Below are 25510 nucleotides of genomic sequence, written 5' to 3' on the forward strand. Positions count from 1 at the left end.
AACGCAGGAGTAAGCATGTCCCCGCGCAGCGCATCGGTCAATGAAGAATTGCGCAGACGTTCCCGGGAGCGGCTGCTGCAGTCCACGGTCGAACTCGTGGCCGAGCACGGCTACGAGGCCACGACGCTCGGCGACATCGCCGACCGGGCGGGCGCCGCACGCGGCCTGGTCTCGTACTACTTCCCGGGCAAACGGCAGTTGCTGCAGTCGGCGGTGCACCGGCTGATGCACCTCACCCTGTATGCCGCGCTGGAGCGGGAGCCCCGCAGCGACTGCGGGCGCGAGCGGCTCGCGCGTGCCGTCGACGCGGTCCTGGGGCTCGCCCGGGACGAACCGCTGCTGATGCGCACGCACATGGCGGGCATCCTCACGGCCGAGGGCTTCGTCCAGTGCCCCGAGCAGCAGCGGCTCGCGGAGCTGCTGCGGGACACCGTCGTCCGGTACGGCTCGGCGGACCCGGACACCGACTATCCGCTGCTGCGGGCCCTGTTGATGGGCGCGGTCGTGGCGGTCCTGCTGCCCGGTGCCCCGATGCCGGTGGCCCGGCTGCGGGCCGAGCTGTTCCAGCGCTACGGGCTGGACTGGGAGCTCGGTGTTCCGCCGGACGGCGGGCCGCCCGGCGGAACACCTCCCTCACAGCTCTCGCACCCCTGAGGTCAGCGGTACTCGGGCTGGGTCTGCACGTTGAGCCGGTCCATGCGCACCCATGTGGCGCTGTCGGTGCGCCGGTCGTCGATCCGGAGCACGTCGAGGCCCTTGACGATGTCGTTCGAGTAGATGTGCCCGTTGTAGTAGTAGGCCGACCAGGAACCGCCGAGTCCCAGCTGGTCCGTCGTCAGCGGTCCGCGCTCGAAGTACGCGATCTCCCTGGGCCGGGCGGAGTCGGTGAACTCCCATACGGAGACGCCGCCCTGGTACCAGGCCTGCACCATGATGTCGCGGCCGCCGCCGACCGGGATCAGCGAGCCGTTGTGGGCCACGCAGTTCTCGGTGTCGGCCTGGTGGCGCGGGATCTTGAAGTAGCTGCGGAAGGCGAGCTTGCGCTGGTCCCCGCGGCCGGTGATGTCGTAGATCCCGTCGGCGCCGCGGTCGGGACCGGTGGCCGCGTTGCAGGTGGCGCCGCCACCGCCGCCCAGTTCGTCGGTGAACACCACCTTGTTCGCCCGCTCGTTGAAGGTGGCGGAGTGCCAGAACGCGAAGTTGACATTGTCCTGGACCCGGTCGATGACCCGCGGCTGCTCGGGCCTGCTGATGTCGAAGAGGATTCCGTCGCCCATGCAGGCTCCGGCGGCCAGGTCCTTCGACGGCAGCACGGTGATGTCGTGGCAGCCGGTGGTCTTGGAGACGCCGGGGTTGGTGGGCGCGCCCGGGTTGCCGCCGTCGGGGAAGAGCACCGGGAACCCTACGACCGCGGCCTTCGTCGGCGCCTTCTTCGGGACCTTCACGACCGAGATGCCGTCGTGCGGCGGCTTGCAGTCGGGGAAGGCGTCGTTCGGGGAGTACGAGGCGACGTACAGGTAGATGTCGCGGTTGCCGGGCACCAGGGTGTGGGTGTGGGAACCGCAGGCGGTCTCGACGGACTTGATGTAGCGGGGGTTCTTCTTGTCCTTGATGTCGAAGATCTTGATGCCCTCCCACGAGGACTTCTCCGTGGCGGGCTGCGAGACGCTGTTGCAGGAGTCGTCGCTGCGCGAGGAGTCGGTGGAGAGGAAGAGCAGGTCGCCGTGGACGGAGATGTCGTTCTGGCCGCCGGGGCAGAGCACCTGGGTGACGGTCTTCGGTGCCTTGGGGTTGGCGATGTCGTAGATGGTGAAGCCGTTGTAGTTGCCCGCGTAGGCGTACCGGCCCTGGAAGGCCAGGTCGGTGTTGATCCCGTTGGGGTCGCTGCTGGGGATGTTGGCCAGGGGCTTGATGTTGGCGCTGTGCACGATCTCGTCCTGGCCGGGGATGTCGCCCGGGGCGAGCTCCCCGCCCTCGGCGAGGCCCGCGCTCTGCCGGTTTCCGCCTCCGGGCGATAAGTCGCCCGGGTCGGGGGTGGCGGCCGCCGGTCCGGCGGCCAGGAGCGTGGCGAGGAGTCCGGCCGCGGCGACGGCCACCCCCACCCTCCCGTTTCGCACCCGCATGGTGTGTAGCGAGGTCACTGTGCCCTCCCATGGAAGCCCGATGGGTTCCGCCCGCAGGGGAACGGAACCGGGACCCCGGCAGTATCTTCCTTTTCATGGACATGGCAAAAGACCTCAAGGGTCACCGGGCCTCACCGCCCCGGCCCGTCCGGTTCGCCGCGGTGGTGGCGGCCGCCGGCCTCCTGCTGACACTCTCCGGCTGCCAGGGGGACGACGGGTCGGACCGGGCCGACGACGGACGGGCCTCGATCGTCGCGCCGGGCAGACCGGGCGAGAAGGCCCGTCACCTCACCCCGGAAGAGGCCGAGAAGGCGAAACCGGACGACAGCCCGAACGCCGCCGACCACGCCTACGTCTCGCGCATGATCGAACACCACAAGCAGGCGCTGACGATGAGCGCGCTGGCCCCGGAGCGCGCCGCGGCGGACGGCGTCAAGAGGCTGGCGGAGCGGATCACGGCGGCACAGAAACCCGAAATCGGCGCGATGGAGAAGTGGTTGGCGCGCCACCCGGCCCCCGCTCCGGCCGCGACCGCGGGCTCCGGCGGGCACGGGCAGGGCCACGACCACGGCGCGATGCCGGGCATGGCGACGGAGCAGCAGCTGGGGGAACTGACCGGGGCCCGCGGTGCCGACTTCGACCGGCTCTTCCTCACGCTGATGACCGCCCACCACGAGGGCGCCGTGAAGATGGCCGGCGAGGCGCTGGCCGGCGGGAACAACGTGGCGGTCGAGGAAATGGCCACCGAGGTGGTGGCCACGCAGAGCGCCGAGATCCACCGGATGCGCGCGATGGGCTGACTCCGCAGGGCGCCGGTGTCATGCTGGGACCACCTGCGGGAGGAGCTCCGCCGTGCTTCGTATCGCCGTCGTCGGATCGGGCCCCAGCGGGGTCTACGCGGCCCAGACGCTGGTGCAGCAGCGCGAGGTGCCCGGCGTACGGGTGGACGTGCTGGACCGGCTCCCCGCACCGTACGGGCTCGTCCGGTACGGGGTCGCCCCGGACCACGAGAAGATCAAGTCGCTCCAGGGCAGCCTGCGCACCGTGCTGGAGGACGAGCGGATCCGCTTCCTCGGGAACGTCGAGGTCGGCGCGAGGGGGCTGACCACGGACCGGCTGCTGGAGCTGTACCACGCGGTGGTGTACTGCGTGGGCGCGGCCCGGGACCGGATGCTGGGGATCCCCGGCGAGGAGCTGACCGGGGTGCACTCCGCCACGGCCTTCGTGTCCTGGTACAGCGGGCACCCGGATGCCGCCGCAGAGGCCTTCGACCTGCCCGGGGTGGACAGCGCGGTCGTGGTCGGGGCCGGCAACGTCGCGGTGGACGTGACACGGATCCTGGCCAGGGGCACGGCGGAACTCGCGCCGACGGACATGCCGCAGCCCGCGCTCGGCGCACTCGCCGAGAGCGGGGTGCGCAGGGTGGCGATGGTGGCCCGGCGCGGGCCCTCCCAGGCCAGGTTCACCACCAAGGAGCTGCGGGAACTGGGCACGCTGCCCGGTGTGGACGCCTGGGCCGACCCGGCCGAACTGGCCCTCGACCCCCTGTACACCGACCCGGGGGCGGCCGCCGCCCTGCCGGCGGTGGCGCGGCGGAACCTGGAGGTGCTGCGCGGCTGGGCCGGGGCGGATCCCGGCGGGGGGCCGCGGCGGATCGCGCTGCGGTTCTACCTGCGCCCGGTGGAGATCCTGGGCGGGCCGGACGGCCGGGTGAGCGGGATGCGCTTCGAACGCACCGCCCCGGACGGCAGCGGCGGGGTGACCGGGACGGGCGTCCACGAGGACATCGCGGCGCAGTTGGTGCTGCGCTCGGTGGGGTACAGGGGTGTGCCGCTGGCCGGGCTCCCCTTCGACGCCGCGAAGGGCACGGTCCCCCACGCGGCGGGCCGGGTGGTGCGCGCGGGCCGCGCCTCGCTCGGCGAGTACGTGGCCGGCTGGATCAAGCGCGGCCCGACCGGGGTGATCGGCACGAACCGGCCCTGCGCCAAGGAGACCGTGTCCTCGCTGCTCCAGGACGCGGGTGCACTGGCCCGCCGCTCCCTCCCCGGGGACCCTCTGGAGGCCCTGCTGGCGGCGGGTCTGCAACCGGTCCGGTGGCCGGGCTGGCTGGCCATCGAGGCGGCCGAGGCCGACCTGGGGCGCTCCCTGGGCCGACGCTCCGTCAAGATCCCTGACTGGCCGGGCCTCTTGGGCGCGGCGGGCTCGACGGGGCCGGCGGGGTCGACGGGTCCGGCGTACTCGGCGTAGGGCCTCTCGCCGGGCGATGGCGGCCTCGGCCTGATCGGCAGGACACTCCCGTGGCCCGCCGCGGAAGTGCTTCCGAGTGGTCATCCGGCCGGAATGGACCCGTGCGGGAGTGTCGTCGTGCAGCCGCGTGCGCACGGGCCGATCATGTCGCTGGATCGAAGCCCGGAGCAGCAGGCGGATGGAGTGTCATGACAGCGAACGGATTCCTCCGGTCTGCGGACGGCTGGCGGCCCTGGGTCCTCGGCATGGTGGCGACCGCGCTGCTGGTGTCGACGCCCCCGTACGCCGCGGCGGCCGGGGTGGGCCCGGCCGCCGGGAACCTGCCGGGCGTCACGAGCCAGGCTGCCGGGGGCGCCGCCCGCTGCCCGGAGCACACCTGGGCCGACGGGCAGGGGTGGTGTCCCCCGCCCGGCTGCGATGCGGAGCCTCCCGGCTGTGAGGGCCCCGGTGTGCCCCTCGGCGACGTCACGGTGATCAAGGAGGACGCGACGACCGGTGACCCACTGGCCGGCGCCGTCTTCCAGCTCTGGGAGGAGGCCAACGGCATCCCGGGACTCCAGCCCACCGGCAGCGACCCGGACACCTCCATCGGCGACACCTGCACCACCGCGGCCGACGGCACGTGCACGCGCACCCTGCCGACCGGCGTCTACTACTGGCAGGAGACCCAGGCCCCGCCCGGCTACGACCTGCCCCTCAACCCGGTGTTCGGCCCACTGGTACTGACGGAGGAGAACATCGCCGAAGGCGTGACGGCGACCGCCGAGAACACGGTCACGCCCGTGACCGCCGGTGGGGTCGCATGACCGGCCACCCGCGAGCACAGCGCGCCGGCGCCGTCGTGCTCACGTGAGCCGGGCCGTCTCGGCCGCGGCCGCCGCGAGGACGCTGTCGAGGAGTCCGGGGAAGAGCGCCTGCAGTTCCTCCCGGCGCAGGGCGTTGAGCTTGGTGGTGCCCCGGTAGGCCTGGCGTACGACACCGCTCTCGCGCAGGACGCGGAAGTGGTGGGTGGTTGTGGACTTGGTGACCGGCAGGTCGAAGTGCGAGCAAGCCAGCTCCTCGGCCGAGCCGGCCAGGTCCAGGACGATGGACAGCCGGACCGGGTCGGAGAGCGCGTGCAGCACGCCTTCCAGGCGGATCTCGCCCGCCTCGGGGTGGGCCAGGGTGCGGGAGGCGTCCCGTTCCGTCATGTCCCTGCTCCACTCACTCGGTCGGTGCGTTCCGGATGCCGCCGGCCCCATGGTACGAGAACCGTCGAAGAAGGCGGGCGGGCCGGGAAACCGGCGCTGCGGCTCCGGGGCCGGGCCGCCGGAGCCGGACCAGCGTCACCAGGAGCGGTGGTACTGGTCGGGGGTACGGATCTCCGCGCCCAGCTCGCGCGCCGCGCGACGGGCCCAGTACGGGTCGCGCAGCAGTTCCCGGCCCAGCAGGACGGCGTCGGCCTCGCCGTTGGCCAGGATCTTCTCGGCCTGCTCCGGTTCGGTGATCAGGCCGACGGCGGCCACGGGAAGGGCGGTCTCGGCCTTGACCCGGGCGGCGAAGGGGACTTGGTAACCGGGGCCGACGGGGATCTGGGCGTGCGGGGCGAGGCCTCCGGTCGAGACGTCGAGCAGGTCCACCCCGTGCGCCACCAGCAGCTGCGACAGCCGGACCGTCTCGTCGGCGGTCCACCCCTCCTCCTCCAGCCAGTCGGTGGCGGAGATCCGGAAGAGGAGCGGGAGCTCCTCGGGCCACACCGCCCGTACGGCGTCCACGACTTCGAGGGCGAAGCGGGTGCGGTTCTCGAAGGAACCGCCGTACTCGTCGGTGCGCCGGTTGCTGTACGGAGAGAGGAACTCGCCGATGAGGTAGCCGTGGGCGCCGTGGATCTCGACGGCCTCGTAGCCCGCGGCCAGCGCGCGCCCGGCGGCGGCCGCGAACTGGCCGGTGATCTCCCGGATCTCCTCGATCGTCAGTTCGTGGGGTACCGGGTAGCCCTCGGAGAACGGCACGGGGCTCGGGGCGGCCGGCTGCCAGCCGTGCGCCTCGGGCCCGACCGGCCGGCCGCCCTTCCAGGTCCGGTCGGTGGAGGCCTTGCGGCCGGCGTGCGCGATCTGGATGCCGGGGACGGTGCCACCGGCCTTGAGGAAGGAGGTGATCCGGCGCAGCGCCTCGACCTGGGTGTCGTTCCAGATGCCGAGGTCGTAGGGGGAGATCCGGCCCTCTGGGGAGACGGCGGTGGCCTCCTGGATGATCAGGCCGGTGCCGCCGGTGGCACGGGCGGTGTAGTGCGCGAAGTGCCAGTCGTTCGCCACACCCGCGTTCGGCCCGGCCGGCTCGGCGCTGTACTGGCACATCGGGGCCATCCACACCCGGTTCGGGATGGTGACGGAGCGGAGCGTGTAGGGCGCGAACAGGGCGGCGAAGGCGGCGGGTGCAGCACTCATCAGGCTCTCCAGATACGACCGGGCATGCCGGGGATCGACTAAGTACGAGGAACACCGTACTACGAATTTTCTCGTACTACGAGACCTCTCGTACAAGCTTGTCGAGTTCCGCGCGCAGGGCCCCGGCCAGGGCCGCCAGATCCGGGACGGCCGCCGCGTCGGCGACCAGTCCGTAGTGCACCGTCCCCTTGTACGTGGAGACCGCGACGGCCAGCGACTGGCCGCGGGCCAGCGGGGCGAGGGGGTAGACCTCGCGGACCGGGCTCCCGCCGAGGGTGAAGGTGAAGCTCGGCAGCGGGACGCTGGTGATCAGGATGTCGAAGAGCAGCCGGGCCGCCTGGGCCACGAGCGGCCCGCCGAGCCGGTGGCCGAGCGGGTGGACGTGGTCGGCCAGCAGGGCCACGGCTCCGGCGCCGCGGGCGGGTCCGGCGTCCTTGTTGCGGTCCATCGCGGCGCGTACGTGGTCCAGGCGCCGCAGCGGATCGGGCTCGGCGAGCGGCAGCCGGAGCAGATAGCCGGAGAGCCGGTTCCCGGCGCCGCCGGACATGCCGGGCCCGCGTCGCCGGGAGACGGGGATCAGGGCGCGCGGCCCCGCGCCCCAGGGCTCGGGGTCGCCCCGCTCCGCCAGCCAGCGCCGCAGGCCGCCCGCGACCAGGGCGATCAGCACGTCGTTGACGGTGCCTCCGGCACCCTTGCGGACCAGGTTGACCTCGTCCAGGTCGAGTGCGAGGCCGGCGACCTCACGGGTGCCGGGGCGGGCGGAGTCCGCGGTGAGCGCCGCCGGCACGCCGAGCGGCAGCCCGGAGCGGGCCATGGCGGCGCCGATCTCCAGGGCCTGGCCGACGTCCTGGACCCGGGCCGCCAGGGCTCCGGGGAGGCGGCGCAGGACGGAGCCGCCCCGCTGCTCGGGGACCGGGCGGCCGGGCGGCCGCGGGGCGGTCCCCTCGTCGAACAGGGTGGCCGCGAGGGCGAGGGCGCCCAGGCCGTCGGCGAGGGCGTGGTGGAACTTGAAGAGCACGGCGAAGGACTGCGGATCGGGGCCGGCCAGTACGTGCGCCTCCCACGGCGGCAGCGCCCTGTTCAGCGGCCGGGCCATCAGCGGTCCGGCGGCGGCGTGCGGGACGGCCTCGTCCGTGCGGACGAGGAACACGTGGCGCGCCGGGTCGAAGCCGGGGTCCGGGGACCAGGCGGCCGCGCCGACGGGCAGCAGTACGTCGTGGATCCTGCGGCGCAGCCGCGGCACGGCGGCGCAGCGGGCGGCGAGCAGGCCGGCGGCCCGCTCGGCGGCGCCGGGGGCGGCGGCGCGGAAGACGGCGAGGGCACCCAGGTGCATGGGGTGATCGGCGGATTCGATCCGCCAGAAGGCGAGGTCGAGCGGGGACAGGTGCTCGGTGGCCACATACGTCCTGTCTCGTGCGGCGGCAGTGACCTGAAGTCAACCCATTCCGGGCACCGGCATGCAAGCAGCAATCATTTCGGGGCGGTAAATGATCGGTATTGATCTGCCCATCAGCAGCTCCGCGCCGTCCGCCGGGCCACTGTCACTGGCTGGGTACAGACTGGCGGAAAGATGCTCCGCAAGGAACGCCCGCCAAGGACGACGAGGTCCGGAGGTGCCGGCCATGGCCGACGCAGTACTGCTCGTGGGAACCCGCAAAGGACTCTTCATCGGCCGTCGCCGGGACGACGGACCGTGGGTGTTCGAGGAACCTCATTTCAACGCCCAGGCCGTCTACGCGGTCGCCGTCGACCGGCGGGGCCCCACGCCCCGGCTGCTGGTGGGCGGGGACAGTACGCACTGGGGGCCGTCCGTCTTCAGCTCCGACGACCTCGGGGCGACCTGGCGCGAGCCCGCCGCACCCGCCGTGAAGTTCCCCCAGGACACCGGCGCCTCCCTGGAGCGGGTCTGGCAGCTGCAGCCGGCCGGCCCCGAGGCCCCCGACGTGGTGTATGCGGGGACGGAACCGGCCGCTCTGTTCCGCTCTTCCGACCGGGGCGAGTCCTTCGAACTGGTCCGCCCGCTGTGGGAGCACCCGAGCCGCGGGAAGTGGGTGCCGGGCGGAGGCGGAGAGGGCCTGCACACGGTGATCACCGACCCCCGCGACGCGGACGCGGTGACCGTGGCCGTCTCCACCGCCGGCGTGTTCCGGACCAGGGACGGCGGGGCCAGCTGGACACCCTCCAACCAGGGCGTCTCGGCGGTGTTCCTGCCGGACCCGAACCCCGAGTTCGGCCAGTGCGTGCACAAGATCGCCCAAGACGCCACGGACACGGACCGGCTGTACCTGCAGAACCACTGGGGCGTCTACCGCAGCGACGACGCGGGGGGCCGGTGGACCGACATCGGCGGCGGGCTGCCCTCCGACTTCGGCTTCGCGGTCGCGGCCCACCCGCACCGGCCGGACACCGCCTACGTCTTCCCGCTCAACGCCGACTCCGACCGGGTTCCGGCCGAGCACCGGTGCCGGGTCTTCCGCACCCGGGACGCCGGCGCCACGTGGGAACCGCTGTCGCGCGGGCTCCCGGCCGGGGACCACTACGGCACGGTGCTCCGGGACGCGCTGTGCACGGACGACGCGGACCCGGCGGGCATCTACTTCGGCAACCGCAACGGCGAGGTGTACGCGAGCCACGACGACGGCGAGAGCTGGCAACTGCTCGCCGAGCACCTGCCGGACGTGCTCTGCGTACGGGCGGCCACGCTGGACCTCTGAGGGGCCCGGGCCGTCGGTGAGGGTCCCGGGGCCCGCCGACGGCCGGCGGGCCCCGGGACCGGACTCAGCCGCGGCGCTCGGCGGTCACGTGCCAGACCGGCATGGTCGCGTTGCCGAACTCGTCGAGCGCCAGGCCGTCGATCCCCTCCTCCCCGACGCGGGAGTCCGGGTACTCCGCCTTGATCATGGCGACGACGTCCTCGGCCGCCAGCGAGCTCGCGTAGGCAGCGGCCTCGACGGACACCACGTCCCACACGGCGCCGACAACCTCGCGCAGGCTCTGCGCGCTGTGCCGGTGAGGTCCGGGGAACGGCGCCTCGAGCTCCTCGGCGAAGCAGAACATGTGCAGCCTGGCCCCCGGCCGGCACGCGTCGTGCAGCACCTCGAGGTAGCGAAGGCGCTCGTCCTCGGCCAGCGCGTGGAAGCACGCACTGTCGACGACGGTGTCGAAGCGTGCTGCGAGACCCGAGAGCCGGGTGGCGTCCCCGATGACGAACTCGACCTGCACACCCCGGGCCGCCGCCCGTCGGCGTGCCACCTCCACGGCCGTCTCCGCCACGTCCACGGCGGTCACCCGGTGCCCCTTCGACGCCAGGAACGCGGCGTTGTCCCCGAGCCCGCACCCGACGTCCAGGACGTCGCCGGTGATCAGCCCGGCCTCCTGGACGGCGACCAGCGCCGGCTGGGGCCTGCCGATGTCCCAGGGCTGGACGGGCGGCGCATCCGCGTCCCCGGCGTACATGCGCTCGAAGTCGTACCGGTCGGGAATGTGGTCGGTGGAAAACGTCATGGGGCTCTCCCCTGCTCGGTTCGTGGACCGGACGGGCTGCGCGGGGCCGGAGGACGGCAGCCGCACGGACAGGTCGTGGTGGAAGACGTCGCGGGGGTCCCAGGTGGCCTTCACCACCTGCAGCGCCGCGTAGTTGTCCTTGTAGTAGAGCTGGTGCCAGGGCACACCGGACGTGTTCTGCTCCGGGTCCGCGAGGTCGATGTCCGGGTAGTTGATGTAGGACCCGTCCGTGCGTGCGCCGGAAACGGGCACGCCGCCGGTGTCCGCGTACAGCCCCGCGTAGAGCCCGCGCACCCAGGCGATGTGCAGGTCGTCCTCGGCCGGATCGCTCCAGGCCGCCGAGTAGGCGGCCTTGATCACCGAGTCGCGCTGCGCCGAGGAGGTGTCCGCCGGCGCCACGGCGTTGATCGCGCCCCCGTAGCCGTTGAGCATCATCAGCGATTCGCGGCCGAAGTAGTCCTCGCTGGTGAACGACCGGTAGAGGGAGGCGATCTGCTCATCGGTGTGCACGTCGCGCAGGTACGCGGCCTTGGACTTGGACCGCGCCCCCAGCACGGGGCCGGAGTCGCCCTGGCCCATGTAACGCACCCCGGTGAGCCACGGCAGCCGGGTGCGGAACACGAACGGCTGGGCCCCCACCCCTTCGTCGACGGCCGCGAGGAACTCCTCCAGCCGGTCCGAGGCGTCCGGCGCCGTGGCGTCCATCTGCACGTACATCGTGAGGTCCCCGCCCGAGCGGTGGCGGACCCAGAGCGACGCGAAGAGCCCGGCGTACGGCGAGCCGACACCGCTGTGCTCCACGTGCCAGGCCATGAAATTGCCGATGAGCCGGGTGAAGGCGGGCAGGTCGCACTGCTCCCACGACCAGTTGACCATCGCGATCAGCAGCGCGCCGGGCGGCTTGGGCAGCAGCTGAGCCGGGTCCGTCCCCGAGGCGCCCGGCGAGCGCATCCAGAACCGCGTCACGATGCCGAAGTTTCCGCCACCGCCTCCGGTGTGCGCCCACCACAGCGCCCGGTTGGGGTCGTCCGGCTCCCGGGTGGCCACCACCGTGCGCACCGTTCCGCACGCGGCGACGTGCACGACCTCGACCGCGTACAGGTGGTCGGCGACGAGGCCGTGCATCCGGGACAGCGGACCGTACCCGCCACCGGTGATGTGCCCGCCCGCGCCGACGGCGGTGCACACACCGGCGGGCAGGGTCACGCCCCAGTTCCGGTAGAGCGTCTTGTAGACGTGGCCGACGGTCGCGCCCGCCTCGATCGCGACGGCGCCGAGCTCCGGGTCGTGGTAGACCTGCGCCATCAGCGAGAGGTCGATCACGACCTCGACCGCCGGGTCGGCCACGAACGCCTCGCCGCAGTGGCCGCCGCTGCGCACGGCGACCCGTTTGCCCGCGGCGAGGGCCCGTTCCAGGGCGTCGGCGACCTGTTCGGTGGAGCTGACCAGCTCGATGTGGTCGGGCCGGCCGACGAACCGGTAGTTGTCGCCCCGCACCAGCTCGTCGTAGCGGAGGTCCTCGGGTCCGACGACGACCCGGCCGGGCACCGGGCGCCCGGCCGCCGCCGCGCGGGCAGCCGCGGTGGAGCCGCCGGACACGGTCGCCGTCACCGGTCACCCGCCGGCGCGTCGGCGGCCGAGCGCGCGTACACGACCTCGTACGTGTTCGACGACCGCGACGTCAGCAGCTGCCCGGCCTCGGCGCGCATGGACCGCGCGTGCGCCGGGCGCTGCTCCTCCGGCAGCGTGTGGAAGGCCTCGTACGTCTCACGGCTGTCCCATTGGGCGTAGTTGACGACGAAGTCCCCGTCGATGCCGCGCAGGATGGAGTGGGAGCGGTAGCCGGGCACACTCTGCGTCCACGCGTCCGGCTTGGCGAACAGCTCCACGAGCCGGGCCTGGTGCGCGGGCTCGACGCCCATGATGACGATGACGGTGAAGTCGTCACGGTCGGGCGAGATCTCGATGTGCTCCAGGGAGGGGTGCAGGTGGGTGGCCACCACCTCGGTCTTGAGCAGGTGGACCGACGTGGTCAGATCGGTGAAGTGGGGCACCGTGTTGTGCTTGAAGCTCTCGCCCTCGTAACGCTCCTGGAGGTCGTCCAGGCTGCGCCACTGGATGTAGTTCGCGGCGCAGGGGTGGTCCAGGCCGCCGTGCAGGGTGGAGGACCGCCACCCCGGGTAGTTGGCACCCTGGATGATCCCCTGCATCGTGTCGAGCAGGGTCTTCTGGCCTTCGCGGGTGGCGGTGTCGAAGAGGTTGAACACCGTGAGCGATCCGTTGTCCGGCGTGATGAATGGCATGTCTTCGGGTTCCTCCGGTTGGCTCGGGCCGGGGTCAGGCCCGGACGGCTTCGACGACGCTGTGCAGGCCCGCCCGGACGATCCGGGTCAGCCGGAGTCCGGCCTCGGCGAAGAGCTCGGCGAACTCGGCCTCGGTGCGCTGCCGGCCGCCGCACAGCACCAGCATGTTGAGGTCCATCAGGGAGACCGTCGGGGACGGTTCGGTCCGCTCCGGCATGACGGCCTCGACCAGCAGGACCCGGCCACCCTCGCCGAGCGCGGCACGGCAGTTGGCCAGGATCTTCAGGGAGTTCGCGTCGTCCCAGTCGTGGATGACGTTCGAGAGCAGGTAGGCGTCGCCGCCGGGCGGTACGGAGTCGAAGAAGTCGCCACCGACCGTTTCGACCCTGTCGTCGACGCCGAGCCCGCGGAACGTCTCCTTCGCGCCGACGACGACATCGGGCTGGTCGTAGAGCACGCCGCGGACGTCCGGGTTGGCGGCGAGCACCGCGGCGAGCAGGGCTCCGTGTCCGCCCGCGACGTCCACGACGGTGCCTGCGCCGCTGAAGTCGAACGCGTCGACGACGGGGGCGATCAGCTGGCGCGAGGCCTCGGTCATGGCGTCGTCGAAGATGCCGGAGACGTCGGTGCGGTCCCGCATGAAGTCCCAGACGTTCTGTCCGTGCACCTTCTCGAAGGCGGGTTCGCCGGTACGGACGCTGTCCGCGAGGCCGACCCAGGTGTTGCGGTCGGCGGCGAGGCCGGTCCACCGGGCGAAGTTGCGCATGGAGGTCGGCGAGTCGCTGCGCAGCGCCTCGCCCACGTCGGTCAGGACGTAGACCGCGCCGTCCAGCTCCTCGACGAGCCCGATGTCGGCGCAGGCCCGCAGCAGCCGGTGGAGGGTGGGCGCGTGGGCGCCGACGGCTTCCGCGATCTCGTCCACCGGGCGGGCGCCGTCGGCCAGTGCATCGGCGACGCCGAGTTCGGCGGCGGCGCTCACCGCGGCGGCCATCCAGCTCGATGTGACGAGCTGCAGGACGCGGACGGAGGGCGGGGGCTTCGGGTGTGAGGACTGCATGGGAAGCGGACCCTTTCGGTCGCGGGTTCGGTGGGGTGGGGGCGCCGTGCCGGAGCGCGGCCGTACGACGGCGTCGGCGGGCCGGTCTGCCGGCGCGCCGGTACGTCGTGGGTCAGCGCGTCCGGATCAGGGCCGCGGCGCGCACGGCGGCGATGACCTGCGTGACGTCCTCGTCGCGCAGGTGCGGTCCCATCGGCAGGCTGAGCACCTGGTCGGCGATGGACTCCGCGAGGGGGTAGGTGCCGGCCGGCCACTTGGCGGCGTCCGCGTACGCCTGCGAGAGGTGCACCGGAACGGGGTAGTGGATCAGGGTGCCGATCCCCGCCTCGGTGAGGCTCGCCTGCATCCCGGCCCGGTCGTCGCAGCGGACGACGAACAGGTGCCACGCGTGCTCGGCCCAGTCGGCCACCTCCGGCAGCCGCACACCGGGCAGGCCGGCGAGTTCGGCCCGGTAGCGGTCGGCGATCCGCGCCCGACGGGCGTTCCAGCGTTCGAGGTGTCCGAGCTTGACCCGCAGCAGCGCCGCCTGCACTTCGTCGAGCCGGGAGTTGGTGGCGCGGATCTCGTGGTGGTACTTGCGCCGGGAACCGTAGTTGCGGAGCAGCCTGAGCCGGTCCGCCACTTCGGCGTCCGAGGTGAGCACGGCGCCGCCGTCGCCGAGCGCTCCGAGGTTCTTGCCGGGGTAGAAGCTGAACGCGGTCGCCGTGGTTCCGCCGCCGATCCGCTCACCCCGGTGCCGGGCGCCGTGCGCCTGGGCGGCGTCGTCCACGAGCGCGAGGCCGTGCCGGTCCGCGATCCGCCGCAGGGCGGCGAGGTCCGCGGGCTGGCCGTAGAGGTGGACCGGCATGATCGCCCGGGTGGACGGGGTGATGGCCGCCTCCACCAGCGCCGGGTCGAGGAGGTGGGTGCCCTCGTCCACCTCGACGGGGACCGGTGTCGCCCCGGCCGCCGACACGGACAGCCAGGTGGCGATGTAGGTGGCGCTGGGGACGATCACCTCGTCGCCGGCGCCGATCCCCAGGGCCCTCAGGGCCAGTTCGAGGGCATCGCACCCGCTGCCGACCGCCACGCAGTGCGCGGCGCCGCAGTAGGCGGCGAACTCGGTCTCGAACGCGGTGAGTTCGTCGCCCAGCAGGAACCAGCCCGAGTCGACCACCCGGTGGTAGGCCGCGTCCAGCTCCTCGCGGATCTCGGCGTGCGGCGCCTTCAGGTCCAGGAAGGGGATCTTCACGCGAGCAGCCTCGCGTCGGCCGTGAACTCCTCGTACACACGGTAGTAGTCGGCCTCGTCGTAGTGTTCGGAGGCCAGCACGAGGGCGATGGCGCCCTCCGAGAAGTTCACGAGGGAGTTCCACACCATCGGTCCGATGTAGAGCCCCTGGTTCGGGTTGTCCAGGTGGTACCGGGAGGTGCCGGAGGTGTCGTCGACGGTGACGTCGAAGCTGCCGCGGACGGCGATGACGAACTGCTCCAGCCGGCGGTGCGCGTGGTCCCCGCGCACCGACTTCACCGGCAGGTCGTAGAGGTAGAAGAAGCGCTTGATCTCGAATCCGATGTCCTTGACACCCTCCACGATGGACAGGCTCCCGCGGTCGTCGACGACCGTCTGGAGGTCCATCAGCGTGCAAGGACGTACCTGGCCGACCGAACCGGTCGCCGATGACCTGGTCATCACCACTCCTGGGCTGCTGCGCTGGACGGGACGGTTTCCGTGCCGGGTGCGACGCCGATGAACAGGCCGCGGCCGGAAGGGCCGCCGGCCGTGTACGCGACCGTGAAGCCGGCCTTCTCGAAGGCCTGCTCGTACTGCTCCCGGGTGAAGAGGGACAGGACGTGGGTGTCGGAGAAGCGGCGCAGTCCCGCGGCCGGTTCGCCCACCGTGTACGCGACGCTCATCCGTGTGGTGGTGCCCTCCCGGACGGTGTGGGAGACGCGGGCGATGGTGCGTCCGTCGACCTCGACGACGGCGCCGCCGACGTACCCGTCGAGGAACTCGTCCGGGAACCACCACGGCTCGACCACCACCACCCCGCCGGGTGCCGTGTGCTCACGGAACACCCGCAGCGTCCGGTCGAGTTCGTCGGTCGACGCCATGTACCCGATGGAGCTGAAGAGGCAGGTGATCGCGTCGAAGGTGCGGCCGAGGCCGAAGGATCGCATGTCGTCCCGGTGGACGGTGACGCCCGGGAGCCGGCGCACCGCGAGGGCGTGCATCCAGGGTGAGAGCTCGACCCCTTCCACGTGGTCGACGCTCTTGCGCAGGGCCTCCAGGTGCGTGCCGGTGCCGCAGGCCACGTCCAGGAGGCTGGAGACGGCGGACCGGTGTTCCCGCAGGACCCGCACGATGTCCTCGGCCTCGGCGGTGTAGTCCTTGCCCCGGCCGCGGTAGACCGCGTCGTAGATCTCGGCGTGCTCCGCGCCGTACGCCTGCTCCGCGCTGGAGGTGGTCATCGGCGCACCAGTCCTTCCAGGTCGGCGACCCGGTCATTGGGGGTGGGGAGCGAGTTGAGCTCCCGCGCGAGTTCCCGCGCCCGCTGGGCGTAGCCGTCGTCGGAGAGGACCTTGCGGCACGCCTCGAAGGTGCCGTCCGGCGATCCGTCACCCCGGTGGAGCACGATGCTCGAACCCTGCCGCTCCAGCATGCGCAGCGAGTCCTCGAAGGCCACGAACTGGTTGAGGACGACCTGGGGCGTGCCCGCCGCCATGGCGTTGAGCGCGGTGAGGCCTCCACTGTGGACGATCGTGTCGCAGGTGCGGACGAGGAACTCCAGCGGCACCCAGCCGCTGCGCACCTGCGGGAACAGGGTGCGCAGCTTCTCGCTCGCCTCCTCGTTCGCCGCGACGACGATCTCGGCGTCGAGCTCGGTGAGACGGGACACCAGCGCGCAGAGGTGGTCGAACACCTGGGGCATCGCGGTGCGGAAGCTGCCGTAGGTGACGCACACCCGGGGACGCTCGGCCGGTGTGTACATCCACGGTTCGAGGGTGCGCTGGCGGTTGCCGGGCACCCACCTCATCGGCCGGCCGGGGCGTGCGCCGGGCGGTATCAGGCTCGGCGGGCAGAGGTCGAGGAACAGGTCCGGCTCGGGCAGCGAGCCGAGGTCCAGCAGGTCGAGCTCCGGGGCGAGTTCCTCGTTCGCGTGGCTCTCCGCACCGTCGAAGTGCAGCCAGTCCCAGGCCTGCCGGACGTACGGGATGCCGAGGTGGGCGGCCAGCAGTCCGGCCGCGTAGGCATCGGTGCCGCCGACGACGAGGTCGGGGCGCCAGCTCTTGGCGAGTTGCAGCAGGGCGTCGAGGCTGACCGCCGCCTGGCGGCCGAACCAGCGTCCCACGTACGGCAGTTCCTGGTCCGGGGACCAGGGGAACTCGATGGGTCCACCCGGCCGGTTCAGTTGCTTGATGCTCTCCGTGGTGTGGCCGGCGGCCACGGGTACCGGTGGCAGTCCGACGGCCTCGATCGTGTCGGTGAGCTCGTCGAAGGCCGCGACGACGATCTCGTGCCCGGCGTTGCGCACCGCCGTCGCGAGCGGGGTCAGGGCGAATACGCCGGCCGGACTCGTTCCTGCGGCGATGAAGAGGACTTTCATGCATCTCCTTTGGTCTGGCCGTCCTGGAGGCATGGCTGCGCCGCCCCGCCCGGCCGATGACGTTCGGGCGCGGGTGACCACGCCTGGCGGGAGGCGGGCGGGAGCGGAGGGATCGGTGCCCATGCGGAGGAGCGGCCCCGGACTTCACGGGCGGGGAGCCGTCGGGCGGGTCGCTCGGCCAGTCCAGGGGGACACCGGCACACGGGCGGGTGTCACGGCTGGGCTACTGGCGGAGGAGGCGGAACGGGGCCTCTGGGCACACACGTTCCAAGATGAAGGCAATCTTCTTCGCAGCAGGTCGGGTTGTCAAGCACGCCGTGGGGCACGGGTGCCCGGCCGGGGCGCCTGGTACTCGTCCGAGAGCAGCGAGTCCATCGTCCCGCGGAGGTGGCCGATGAAGTCCTCGAACTGGCGCAGCTGTTCGGGTGCGTACGTCGCCATCTCCGCGGCCATGCGGATGGCGTAGGGGCCGAAGAACTCCTCCGCGCGCGGCCGGACATGGGCGCTGCTGCGCAGCGTCACGATCCTGCGGTCGCTGTGTTCGCGGGTGCGGGCGATGTGCCCCGCCCCCTCCAGGCGGTTCAGCAGGGCGGCCGTGGCGCCGGAGGACAGGGATATGCGTTCGCTCAGCCGGGCGGGGGACAGGGGTGCGCCCTTGTCCTCGGCGTACAGGATCTCCGCCAGCGCCGCGGCGTCGGTGGAGTGCAGTCCCAGCCAGAGGGCGAAGCGCCGGGTGAACTCGGTGTAGTTCGCACCGAAGGCCCTCAGCCCGTCCATGAGCCGGTCGCGCTGCGCCTCGAGGCCGCCCAACTCCGGCTTCTCCATTCACGTACCCCTTCCGATCCTCGCCACCGACGCACTGTTTCGCGGCTCGGTTGACAACCCGACTCCCTCAAACTACCTTCACCGTGAAGATACCCTAGAGTGGAGGCATCTTGAATACCACAGCAGACCCGGAGTCCCCTCCCATGAGCAGGTGGCTCGGCCTCATCGCCGTGTCTCTGGGTGTGGCCCTGATCGTCGTGGACATCACGATCGTGAACGTGATCCTCGCCCCGATCATCGAGGACCTCTCGGTCGACTCGGTCGAGGCCCAGTGGATCCAGGAGTCCTACGCGATCGTCTTCGCCGCGCTGCTCCTGCTCACCGGCCGGCTCTCCGACCTGCACGGCGCCCGCAAGATCTTCCTCATCGGCCTCGCCGTGTTCGGCGCCACGAGCCTGCTGGCCGCGGTCGCGCCGAGCGGCGGCATGCTGATCCTGGCCCGGTTCCTGCAGGGCATCGGCGGAGCCATGATCCTGCCGTCGTCGCTCGCCATGGTGAACGCGACCTTCACGGGCAAGGCCCGGGGCCAGGCGTTCGCCATCTGGGGATCGACCATCGGCGCCGCCGCGGCCGTCGGTCCGCTGCTGGGCGGCTGGCTCGCGGACTTCTCCTGGCGCTGGGCCTTCGGCATCAACATCCCGCTGGTGGCCCTGATCACGGCGGGCATCCTGATCTACCTGCCCCCGTCGCCCCGCACCCAGGGCCGCGTCGACGTCATCGGCAGCATCCTGTCCGTGATCGGGCTCGGCTTCCTGGCGTTCGGACTGATCGAGGGCCGCAACTACGGCTGGCTGGTCACCACCGAACCGCTGAGCATCGGCGGGATCTCCTGGAGCGCCGGCCCGTCCCCCGTGTTCGTCTCGTTCCTCGTGTCGGCACTGGTCCTGTTCGCCTTCTGGCGCCGGCAGGCAGCACTCGGCCGCAAGAACGACGAGCCCCTGATGGACGTGCGGCTCTTCTCCATCCCCTCGTTCCGCAACGGCAACGTGGTGACGCTCATCGTCGGCCTCGGCGAATTCGGCATCATCGCGGTGCTGCCCCTGTGGCTGCAGTTCGCCCTGGACTACAGCGCCTTCCAGGCGGGGCTCGCTCTCGTCGCCCTCGCCGTCGGCAGCTTCTGCGCGAGCGGTGCGAGCTTCTCGATGTCGGCCTCCGCACTGGCGCAGGTACGGATCGGCCTGCTCCTCGAGGCCGTCGGCCTGGTCCTCCTCGGCCTGATCGCCGCCACCGACAGCGCCTGGTGGCTGATCGCGATCGCCCTGTTCCTCTACGGCATCGGCGTCGGGTTCGCCACGGCCCAGGTCACCAACATCGTCCTCGTGGACGTGCCCGCCGAGAGCGCGGGGCAGGGCTCGGGCATCCAGAGCGCGGCACGCGAACTGGGTTCCGCACTCGGCATCGCCGTCCTGACAACGCTGTTCTTCAGCTCGCTCGCCTCGACCCTGCAAGGCCGCCTGACCGATGCAGGACTCTCGGGCAAGGACGCGGAGCAGCTCAGCGGGGTCGTGACGGACACCGCCGGATCGGTGATCCCCTCGCTCTCGGCCGACCCGTCGACCGCATCGGCCGCGGACGCCGCACGTGAGGCGATGACCGTCGGGCTCGAACTGTCCAGTTACGTCTGCGCCGGGCTGCTGGTGCTGGCGCTCGCGGCCACGCTGTTCGTCACGCCGAGGTCCGCGGCCGCAGCCGAGAAGTCCGAGCCCTCACTGCAGGAACCCAGCCCGCACTGAGCCCCCGCGCACTCGGACCAAGTGCGCGGCCACCGGGCGCCGACCCCGCGGCGGCGCCCCCGGAGACGACCCGGTCGGCGGGTTCCATTCCCCCGTAGCCCCCGGCCGGGTCACCCCCGTTCGATGGAAATCCGGTTTCACATCCCGGAATCCCGGGACGGAACACCGTCCCGGGTTCCGCGAGATTTCGCCTACGTCAACCCAGGGGCAGCAAAATTTTTTCTGTACAACTACCCACCGGAAGCTAGGATCCTGACCAGGCCAGCGCCATCGCACGCTGCAGGACACTCGCGTTCACCCTGGAGGGAAAGTGACTACAGTTCTGCTCGCCGAAGACGTTTGCATGGTACGGGGGGCGTTCCTTGCATTGTTCGCACGGGAAGCTGACATCGATGTCGTAGCAGACCTCGGAGACAGCAGGGAAATACTGCCGGCAGCCCGGCTCCACAAGCCGGACGTCGCAGTGATCGATATAGACATGCCCGGTCAGGACGACCTGTCGATTATCCAGGAGATCCACGATGAATTACCGGGCACCCGCACGCTGATACTCACGCATCACTGGCGCCCGACGATCGTGCGCCGCGCACTGGACATGAGGGTCGACGGATTCCTCGTCAAGTGCTCCCCGCCGGAGAAGCTCGTGAGCACCGTGCGCGACCTCGCCGCAGGACATCGCGTGATCGACGCGGACCTCGCCGTGTCCGCATGGCAGGCGCCGATCCCCCCGCTCACCGAGCGTCAGCTCGAGGTGCTGAGACTCGCCGCGGCCGGCGAGGGCGTTCCCGACATCGCGGCGCGGCTCAACCTCTCCCCCGGCACCATCCGCAACTACCTGACCTCGGTGACGGCCAAGCTCAACGCGCGCACCCGCATGGACGCGGTCCGCATCGCGGCGGACGCCGGCTGGCTGTGACGGGCGACGCGCCCCGTCCGCCAAAAGAAGTACCGGATATTCCCCGGGCCCGCCAGTGAATGCATCACACGGAGGGTGTGAGATTCTCATGACCCCACCGGACGATTCCATAATGCATTGATGATGAAGACACTCCCGCATGGAGGCAATCTGACTTACGTTGGAGGCGGCCGGTTCCCGAGGCCGAAACAAGGGGGAAGTAGACAGTCTTATGGGATGCCCAACCAAATACCGCCATCATGCTTCTGAAAACCCGCCCACATGTGTTTCGAATACCGCGGACTGCACGTTGTGCGACAGCTGCAGAGAACAGATCGCCTCGTGCTTGAGTGAGTTGCCCGCCCTCTACTTGTCCTGCGAGCTCTCGCTCGCGGGAACCCGCACGCCACGCGAGAGAGTTTCGAGTTCGAACAGCCGGCAGGAAATGCCGTTCAACGCGGAAGCCGCCGAAGTGCGTTCCTCCGTCAGATCCGTCCTGGCCTCCTGGGCATCCCTCGTCGCACAAGAGCGCGGGCTCGATGCACCGCAGCGCGATGTCGTCCAGATGGCACGGTTCATCCATGAGAACATCCCGTGGCTTTCCGGCCATTCTGCGGCCGGCGAGGCAGTCGAGGAGTTCAGCATGCTGACCCGCCGCGCGCGACGGGCGAGCGAACCCCGGGCTGTACGGGTCGTCCCGCTCGGCGACTGCATGCACCCGAGCTGTACCGGCAAGCTCCGGGCCGTGGTCAAGGTCGTCTCCGGCACCCGCTCGAAGCCGTCGGAGATCCGGTGCAGCGTCGACGACACGCACTGGTGGGCCTCGGACGAATGGGCGGCGCTGGCAGCGTGCGTACAGAGCCACACGACGTCCCGCCGCGCCTGGTACAGCGTTTCGGACATCGCGGCGCTCTGGAACATGCCCAACGGCAGCATCTACCGGCTCGCCAGCCAGTACCGGTGGCGTCGCCGCAAGGTCTCGGGCAAGGTCTTCTACCACGCGTCGGACGTCAACGACGCGCAGAAGCCCTGATCCAGGGGTCATGAAGTCCTGACGTCGAAAAAGCGGGGTGCCGGCGCATGCGCCGGCACCCCGCCTCCGTGCGCGGCCCGCAGATCCTGCCCCGCCCGGGATCAGGCACGTGCTTCCAGTTCCGCGAGCCCCTTCGTCCAGGCCGTCCACGCGTCGCGACCCGGAGGAGCCAGCAGCGGGACCACTCTGCTGCGCCCTGCCCGCACCGAGGCGTGCCGGCGCGCCAGAGTGGCGAGTCCGCCGGCCGGTGCCCCGTCGACGACGGTGTACTCCCCGCCGCCCAGCACGCTGTCCAGGGCGGGCCAGAACAGCACGGGCTCCGCCATCTGGGCCGCCCAGAACTCCGGCAGCGCGGCCTCCGCGTCCGTGACGACACGGCCCGTACGGGTCGACACGATCGGGATCGTCGCCGGATCGAGCGTCTCGGCCGCGACGGCGGCGGCGAACCTGCGCGCGGCACGGTCCATCGCGGGCGAGTGCCAGGGCTCGAGCGAGCGCACCCGCCGGGCGGCCATCCCCCCGGCGCGCACGGCGCGTTCGGCCTCGGAGAGCTGCGGCTCCGGCCCGGCGAGGACCGTCTGCAGCGGGCCGTTGTGCGCGCCCACCACCACGCTCTCCCCCACCGACCGGCTGCGGATGCAGTCGAGCACCGTCCGCGGGGCTCCCGCGACGGCCAGCATGCCCCCCGGTGGGGCCTCCGCGAGCGCCGCGCAGCGTGCGGCGAGGATCCGGGCCGCCGTGTGCAGGTCGAACACGCCGGCGAGGGTGGCCGCGGCCAGCTCGCCGACGCTGTGACCGATCAGCAAGGACGGCCGGAGGCCCCGGCCCGCCAGCACCGCCCCGATCCCGTACCCGATCATGAACAGCAGGGGCTGCGCGGTCGTGCCCCGGTCGGCCGGAGCGCCGTCGACGCAGGCCAGCCAGTCCTCGCGGACGGTTTCGCCCCCGGGCCCCAGGGCGGCGAGGAACTCGTCGGCCACGGTGGCGAACCGCGGCTCCCGCCGGTAGAGCTCGACGGCCATGCCCGCGTGCTGAAAGCCCTGCCCCGGCAGGAGCAGGACGATCCCCTGTCCGGTCATCGCGCGCCGGCCCCGCGCGCCCCGGAGGCACCGAGCGCCGCGACCACGCGGTCGAGGCGCTGGGCGTCGCGGGTCCGGTACACCTGGGCCTCCGGGCACAGGCGGGCGCACAGACTGCTCAGCGCCTTGCCCGGCCCGACCTCGACGAACCGGTCGACCCCGGAGTCCGCGAGCGCCAGGACGGTGTCGGTCCACAGCACCCGGCTGGTGAACTGCCGCCGCAGGCAGAGCGCCGCCTCCCGCGCGGTGCGCACGGGCGCGGCCGTCACCGCGGACACCACGGGGACGACCGGGTCGCGGAGCTCGAACCCTTCGAGGACCCGGGCGAACTCCTCCTCGATTCCGGACAGCAGGCTGCAGTGCGCCGCGCCGCCCACGTCCAGTGTCAGCACCCGCTCCGCCCCCGCCCGTTCGGCGAGTTCGAGGAGCCGGGCCACTCCCCCGGTCTGGCCGGACACCACGATCTGGCGGTGGTCGTTGTGATTCGCGATCTCGACCACCTCCCCGGTCGCGGCGGCGGCCCGGGCGCACAGATCCTCCAGTTCGGCCGGTGCAATGCCGATGACGGCCCCCATGCTGCCCGGGATCCGTCGGTTGACCGACGCCATCAGCTCGCCGCGGAGCCGGACGAGCCGCAGGCCGTCGGTCCAGTCGAGCACGCCGGCCGCCACCATGGCCGTGAACTCCCCGAGGCTGTGCCCGGCGACGACGTCGGGCACGACCCCGTGCGCCCGGAGCACCTCGTGGGCGACGACGCTGGTCAGGAACACGGCGGGCTGGGTCACCGGCATCGCGCCCAGCTCCGCGGCCGGACCCTCCCGGCACAGTCCGGTCAGCGGTATGCCCAGGATCTCGTCGGCAACCCGGTAGTGCGAGTCGAGGAACTCCGGGTGCCGCTCCACGAGTTCGCCGCCCATACCGACGCGTTGCGAACCCTGGCCCGGGAACACGAAAGCCGTCCTGCTCATCTTCGGCACCACCCTCCATTCGTGGCGGGCGGCGCTCAGGTCACCCTGAGCGCCGCGATGGGACACGTCCGCGCCGCGCTCACGGCGGCGGCCTGCCGGTGCACCGGTACGTCACCGTCGTCGATCAGCTCGGCGTACCCCTCGTCGACGCTGATCAGGTCCGGGGCCACGGCCTGGCACAGTCCGTGGCCCTCGCAGCGGCTCAGGTCGACGCTGAGCCGCACGGCCGGCCGCCCGGCCGTCCGGGGGCTCACGTCCGCAGCGTCACCGGCAGGGACGCGATTCCACGGATCGTGTTGTGCAGCCGCCAGGTGGGCTCGCCGACCTCGATCGAACGGACGCGTGCGGACAGCGCCTTCAGAAGAGCGTGTCCCTCCATCCGGGAGAGCGCCTGGCCCACGCAGCCGTGGATGCCGTGGCCGAAGCCCACGTGCTGCGCCACCCCGGGGCGGTGGATGTCGAAGGTGTCCGGGTCCGTCCAGTGGCGCTCGTCGCGGTTGGCGGAGCCGTAGAGCAGCAGGACGCGCGCATCGGGTTCCAGCATGACGCCCCCCAGCTCACGCTCCCGTGTGACCAGCCGGGTGAAGCCGCGCAGCGGCGACTCGATGCGGATGATCTCGTTGAGCGCCTTGGGTATGAGCGCTTCGTCCGTGCGGACCTGCTGCCACTGCTCGGGATGCGATCCGAACAGCCACAGCATGCTGGACAGCGCGCTGACGGAGGTGTCCATCGAGGGGGCGAGGAAGTCCCCGAGGAGGCCGGGCAGCAGGTACTCCTCGATCTTGCCCTCCTTCGCGTCGCTCACGAGCTGCGCGCCCCAGCTGCCCGGTCGCAGGTTCCCGGGGACCGACATCCGCTGGAGGAACTCGGACATCTCCTGCAGGAGCGGGAATCCCGCCATGGTGCGCTCGTTGAGCGGCCCGAACGCGTTGAAGCCGGCGGTCGCCCAGTCCAGCAGGCGCTCCTTGCCCTCCTCCACCGGCCAGCCGAGCAGGTCGGGAACGACGGCCAGTGGAAAGGCCTGGGCGAAGTCGGTGACCGCGTCGAAGCTGCCCTTCTCGATCAGCTCGTCGACGAGCCGGGTCGCCCAGCCCTCGATGTACTCGTGGAACTGCTCCAGGGCCTTCGGCTTCAGGTGCCGGGCGACCAGGCCTCGCACGTGGTCGTGGTAGGGCGGGTCGCTGGTGAAACTGCTGCCCTTCTGCGCCTTGTTGAGCGTTTCGGTCAGTCCCACGCCCGACGCCGAGGAGAAGGTCGTGTGGTCGTGCAGGGCGTCGTAGACCTCGCGGTAGCGGGCCACGGCGAAGACCTGGTGGGCCTCCAGCCGGACCACGGGGCCCAGGTCGCGCAGCCGCCGGTAGTCCTCGTAGGGCGACAGGATCGACGCGTCGCTGTAGGGGTCGATGTCGCTGCGGGGAATGGTGGTGATCGCCATGGTGATCTCCTTGCTCGGTCAGCCGTGGGCCGGGGTCGACAGCAGGTGGGCGTTCACGACGTCGACGAAGTCCCCTGGGGTCTCGACGTCGGCGAACGCCGTGTCCTCGAACTCCAGCCCGTACTCCCGGCCGATCCGGCTGCCGGTCTCCAGCAGGGCGAGCGAGTCGTATCCGAGGTCCTCGAAGCTGGCGTTCCGGATGTCGCCCTCCAGTTCGCTCGCGCCGCCCGCTCCCTCTCGGAGGATGCGCTTGAGGTCTTCGATTCCGAACCTCTTGGTCATGTTCCGGTTCCTTC

25 protein-coding genes are annotated in these 25510 nt (G+C 71.6%); 8 read left to right on the forward strand and 17 right to left on the reverse strand.

Annotation, left to right across the window (positions count from 1 at the left end; genetic code table 11):
• The first annotated feature begins 15 nt into the window (after positions 1-15).
• Complete coding sequence (locus OG444_RS05855; protein WP_327261108.1) at positions 16-654, forward strand: TetR/AcrR family transcriptional regulator; 639 nt, start codon at positions 16-18, stop codon at positions 652-654.
• A gap of 2 nt (positions 655-656) precedes the next feature.
• Here the strand turns inward: OG444_RS05855 and OG444_RS05860 are convergent, their stop codons facing one another.
• On the reverse strand, positions 657-2123 hold the full coding sequence (locus tag OG444_RS05860) for an LVIVD repeat-containing protein (RefSeq protein ID WP_327261109.1): 1467 nt from the start codon (positions 2121-2123) through the stop codon (positions 657-659).
• A gap of 95 nt (positions 2124-2218) precedes the next feature.
• Here OG444_RS05860 and OG444_RS05865 point away from each other — a divergent pair, with 95 nt between their 5' ends.
• The 3 genes from OG444_RS05865 (at position 2219) to OG444_RS05875 (ending at position 5176) form a co-directional block, all read left to right on the forward strand.
• Positions 2219-2923, forward strand: coding sequence for a DUF305 domain-containing protein (locus OG444_RS05865; RefSeq protein WP_405787849.1), 705 nt, complete (start codon positions 2219-2221; stop codon positions 2921-2923).
• 52 nt (positions 2924-2975) lie between these two features.
• A complete protein-coding gene (locus OG444_RS05870) occupies positions 2976-4370 on the forward strand; it encodes an FAD-dependent oxidoreductase (protein ID WP_327261110.1) in 1395 nt (464 codons plus the stop codon).
• Between the two features lie 188 nt (positions 4371-4558).
• Positions 4559-5176 (forward strand): prealbumin-like fold domain-containing protein, encoded by a 618-nt coding sequence (locus tag OG444_RS05875; RefSeq protein WP_327261111.1) that lies wholly within the window; start codon positions 4559-4561, stop codon positions 5174-5176.
• A 39-nt stretch (positions 5177-5215) separates the two neighbouring features.
• On the opposite strand, the gene OG444_RS05880 is transcribed toward OG444_RS05875, so the two are convergent.
• The 3 genes from OG444_RS05880 to OG444_RS05890 form a co-directional block, all read right to left on the reverse strand.
• Positions 5216-5560, reverse strand: coding sequence for an ArsR/SmtB family transcription factor (locus OG444_RS05880; protein ID WP_327261112.1), 345 nt, complete (start codon positions 5558-5560; stop codon positions 5216-5218).
• Between the two features lie 135 nt (positions 5561-5695).
• Positions 5696-6796 (reverse strand): NADH:flavin oxidoreductase/NADH oxidase, encoded by a 1101-nt coding sequence (locus OG444_RS05885; protein WP_327261113.1) that lies wholly within the window; start codon positions 6794-6796, stop codon positions 5696-5698.
• A 76-nt stretch (positions 6797-6872) separates the two neighbouring features.
• A complete protein-coding gene (locus OG444_RS05890) occupies positions 6873-8195 on the reverse strand; it encodes a wax ester/triacylglycerol synthase family O-acyltransferase (protein WP_327261114.1) in 1323 nt (440 codons plus the stop codon).
• Between the two features lie 223 nt (positions 8196-8418).
• On the opposite strand from OG444_RS05890, the gene OG444_RS05895 reads away from it, so the two are divergent.
• Complete coding sequence (locus tag OG444_RS05895; protein WP_327261115.1) at positions 8419-9510, forward strand: WD40/YVTN/BNR-like repeat-containing protein; 1092 nt, start codon at positions 8419-8421, stop codon at positions 9508-9510.
• 64 nt (positions 9511-9574) lie between these two features.
• Here the strand turns inward: OG444_RS05895 and OG444_RS05900 are convergent, their stop codons facing one another.
• The 8 genes from OG444_RS05900 to OG444_RS05935 form a co-directional block, all read right to left on the reverse strand.
• Positions 9575-11911, reverse strand: coding sequence for a methyltransferase domain-containing protein (locus OG444_RS05900; RefSeq protein ID WP_327261116.1), 2337 nt, complete (start codon positions 11909-11911; stop codon positions 9575-9577).
• Positions 11908-12603, reverse strand: coding sequence for an antibiotic biosynthesis monooxygenase family protein (locus OG444_RS05905; RefSeq protein ID WP_327261117.1), 696 nt, complete (start codon positions 12601-12603; stop codon positions 11908-11910). Before OG444_RS05905 ends, OG444_RS05900 begins: the two co-directional genes overlap by 4 nt.
• Before the next feature lie 34 nt (positions 12604-12637).
• Complete coding sequence (locus OG444_RS05910) at positions 12638-13660, reverse strand: methyltransferase (protein WP_327261118.1); 1023 nt, start codon at positions 13658-13660, stop codon at positions 12638-12640.
• 112 nt (positions 13661-13772) lie between these two features.
• On the reverse strand, positions 13773-14891 hold the full coding sequence (locus OG444_RS05915; protein WP_327261119.1) for a DegT/DnrJ/EryC1/StrS family aminotransferase: 1119 nt from the start codon (positions 14889-14891) through the stop codon (positions 13773-13775).
• Positions 14888-15331: a sugar 3,4-ketoisomerase gene (locus tag OG444_RS05920; RefSeq protein WP_327261120.1), complete on the reverse strand. Its 444-nt coding sequence runs from the start codon at positions 15329-15331 to the stop codon at positions 14888-14890. The genes OG444_RS05915 and OG444_RS05920 overlap by 4 nt, the downstream gene beginning before the upstream one ends.
• Complete coding sequence (locus OG444_RS05925) at positions 15331-16110, reverse strand: class I SAM-dependent DNA methyltransferase (protein ID WP_327261121.1); 780 nt, start codon at positions 16108-16110, stop codon at positions 15331-15333. Before OG444_RS05925 ends, OG444_RS05920 begins: the two co-directional genes overlap by 1 nt.
• The gene (locus tag OG444_RS05930) at positions 16107-17246 is read right to left on the reverse strand and encodes a nucleotide disphospho-sugar-binding domain-containing protein (RefSeq protein WP_327261122.1); all 1140 of its coding nucleotides are present in this window, start codon (positions 17244-17246) and stop codon (positions 16107-16109) included. Before OG444_RS05930 ends, OG444_RS05925 begins: the two co-directional genes overlap by 4 nt.
• A 306-nt stretch (positions 17247-17552) precedes the next feature.
• Positions 17553-18071, reverse strand: coding sequence for a MarR family winged helix-turn-helix transcriptional regulator (locus OG444_RS05935; RefSeq protein ID WP_327261123.1), 519 nt, complete (start codon positions 18069-18071; stop codon positions 17553-17555).
• A 143-nt stretch (positions 18072-18214) separates the two neighbouring features.
• Here OG444_RS05935 and OG444_RS05940 point away from each other — a divergent pair, with 143 nt between their 5' ends.
• The 3 genes from OG444_RS05940 (at position 18215) to OG444_RS05950 (ending at position 21732) form a co-directional block, all read left to right on the forward strand.
• On the forward strand, positions 18215-19804 hold the full coding sequence (locus tag OG444_RS05940) for a DHA2 family efflux MFS transporter permease subunit (RefSeq protein WP_327261124.1): 1590 nt from the start codon (positions 18215-18217) through the stop codon (positions 19802-19804).
• A 310-nt stretch (positions 19805-20114) separates the two neighbouring features.
• Entirely contained in the window at positions 20115-20720 is a 606-nt protein-coding gene (locus OG444_RS05945) for a response regulator transcription factor (RefSeq protein ID WP_327261125.1), read from the forward strand.
• A 325-nt stretch (positions 20721-21045) separates the two neighbouring features.
• Positions 21046-21732, forward strand: a complete 687-nt coding sequence (locus OG444_RS05950) for a hypothetical protein (RefSeq protein WP_327261126.1) — start codon at positions 21046-21048, stop codon at positions 21730-21732.
• Between the two features lie 101 nt (positions 21733-21833).
• On the opposite strand, the gene OG444_RS05955 is transcribed toward OG444_RS05950, so the two are convergent.
• From OG444_RS05955 to OG444_RS05975, 5 genes are read right to left on the reverse strand one after another with little or no spacing between them, the layout of a single operon-like run.
• Complete coding sequence (locus tag OG444_RS05955) at positions 21834-22811, reverse strand: acyltransferase domain-containing protein (RefSeq protein WP_327261127.1); 978 nt, start codon at positions 22809-22811, stop codon at positions 21834-21836.
• The gene (fabD, locus tag OG444_RS05960; RefSeq protein ID WP_327261128.1) at positions 22808-23779 is read right to left on the reverse strand and encodes an ACP S-malonyltransferase; all 972 of its coding nucleotides are present in this window, start codon (positions 23777-23779) and stop codon (positions 22808-22810) included. The genes OG444_RS05955 and fabD overlap by 4 nt, the downstream gene beginning before the upstream one ends.
• Positions 23780-23814: 35 nt before the next feature.
• The gene (locus tag OG444_RS05965; RefSeq protein ID WP_327261129.1) at positions 23815-24033 is read right to left on the reverse strand and encodes a ferredoxin; all 219 of its coding nucleotides are present in this window, start codon (positions 24031-24033) and stop codon (positions 23815-23817) included.
• Complete coding sequence (locus OG444_RS05970) at positions 24030-25214, reverse strand: cytochrome P450 (protein ID WP_327261130.1); 1185 nt, start codon at positions 25212-25214, stop codon at positions 24030-24032. The genes OG444_RS05965 and OG444_RS05970 overlap by 4 nt, the downstream gene beginning before the upstream one ends.
• 18 nt (positions 25215-25232) lie before the next feature.
• Positions 25233-25496: an acyl carrier protein gene (locus OG444_RS05975; RefSeq protein ID WP_327261131.1), complete on the reverse strand. Its 264-nt coding sequence runs from the start codon at positions 25494-25496 to the stop codon at positions 25233-25235.
• Positions 25497-25510: the final 14 nt, after the last annotated feature.

The organism is Streptomyces sp. NBC_01232 (assembly GCF_035989885.1).
Lineage (GTDB): Bacteria > Actinomycetota > Actinomycetes > Streptomycetales > Streptomycetaceae > Streptomyces.

Excerpts from the sequence above, each read along its gene's own strand:
- OG444_RS05855 (WP_327261108.1), top strand. The coding sequence starts at position 16 with ATGTCCCCGCGCAGCGCATCGGTCAATGAAGAATTGCGCAGACGTTCC.
- OG444_RS05860 (WP_327261109.1), bottom strand. The coding sequence starts at position 2,123 with ATGCGGGTGCGAAACGGGAGGGTGGGGGTGGCCGTCGCCGCGGCCGGA.
- OG444_RS05865 (WP_405787849.1), top strand. The coding sequence starts at position 2,219 with ATGGACATGGCAAAAGACCTCAAGGGTCACCGGGCCTCACCGCCCCGG.
- OG444_RS05875 (WP_327261111.1), top strand. The coding sequence starts at position 4,559 with ATGACAGCGAACGGATTCCTCCGGTCTGCGGACGGCTGGCGGCCCTGG.
- OG444_RS05880 (WP_327261112.1), bottom strand. The coding sequence starts at position 5,560 with ATGACGGAACGGGACGCCTCCCGCACCCTGGCCCACCCCGAGGCGGGC.
- OG444_RS05885 (WP_327261113.1), bottom strand. The coding sequence starts at position 6,796 with ATGAGTGCTGCACCCGCCGCCTTCGCCGCCCTGTTCGCGCCCTACACG.
- OG444_RS05895 (WP_327261115.1), top strand. The coding sequence starts at position 8,419 with ATGGCCGACGCAGTACTGCTCGTGGGAACCCGCAAAGGACTCTTCATC.
- OG444_RS05905 (WP_327261117.1), bottom strand. The coding sequence starts at position 12,603 with ATGCCATTCATCACGCCGGACAACGGATCGCTCACGGTGTTCAACCTC.
- OG444_RS05910 (WP_327261118.1), bottom strand. The coding sequence starts at position 13,660 with ATGCAGTCCTCACACCCGAAGCCCCCGCCCTCCGTCCGCGTCCTGCAG.
- OG444_RS05920 (WP_327261120.1), bottom strand. The coding sequence starts at position 15,331 with ATGACCAGGTCATCGGCGACCGGTTCGGTCGGCCAGGTACGTCCTTGC.
- OG444_RS05925 (WP_327261121.1), bottom strand. The coding sequence starts at position 16,110 with ATGACCACCTCCAGCGCGGAGCAGGCGTACGGCGCGGAGCACGCCGAG.
- OG444_RS05930 (WP_327261122.1), bottom strand. The coding sequence starts at position 17,246 with ATGAAAGTCCTCTTCATCGCCGCAGGAACGAGTCCGGCCGGCGTATTC.
- OG444_RS05935 (WP_327261123.1), bottom strand. The coding sequence starts at position 18,071 with ATGGAGAAGCCGGAGTTGGGCGGCCTCGAGGCGCAGCGCGACCGGCTC.
- OG444_RS05940 (WP_327261124.1), top strand. The coding sequence starts at position 18,215 with ATGAGCAGGTGGCTCGGCCTCATCGCCGTGTCTCTGGGTGTGGCCCTG.
- OG444_RS05955 (WP_327261127.1), bottom strand. The coding sequence starts at position 22,811 with ATGACCGGACAGGGGATCGTCCTGCTCCTGCCGGGGCAGGGCTTTCAG.
- fabD (WP_327261128.1), bottom strand. The coding sequence starts at position 23,779 with ATGAGCAGGACGGCTTTCGTGTTCCCGGGCCAGGGTTCGCAACGCGTC.
- OG444_RS05970 (WP_327261130.1), bottom strand. The coding sequence starts at position 25,214 with ATGGCGATCACCACCATTCCCCGCAGCGACATCGACCCCTACAGCGAC.
- OG444_RS05975 (WP_327261131.1), bottom strand. The coding sequence starts at position 25,496 with ATGACCAAGAGGTTCGGAATCGAAGACCTCAAGCGCATCCTCCGAGAG.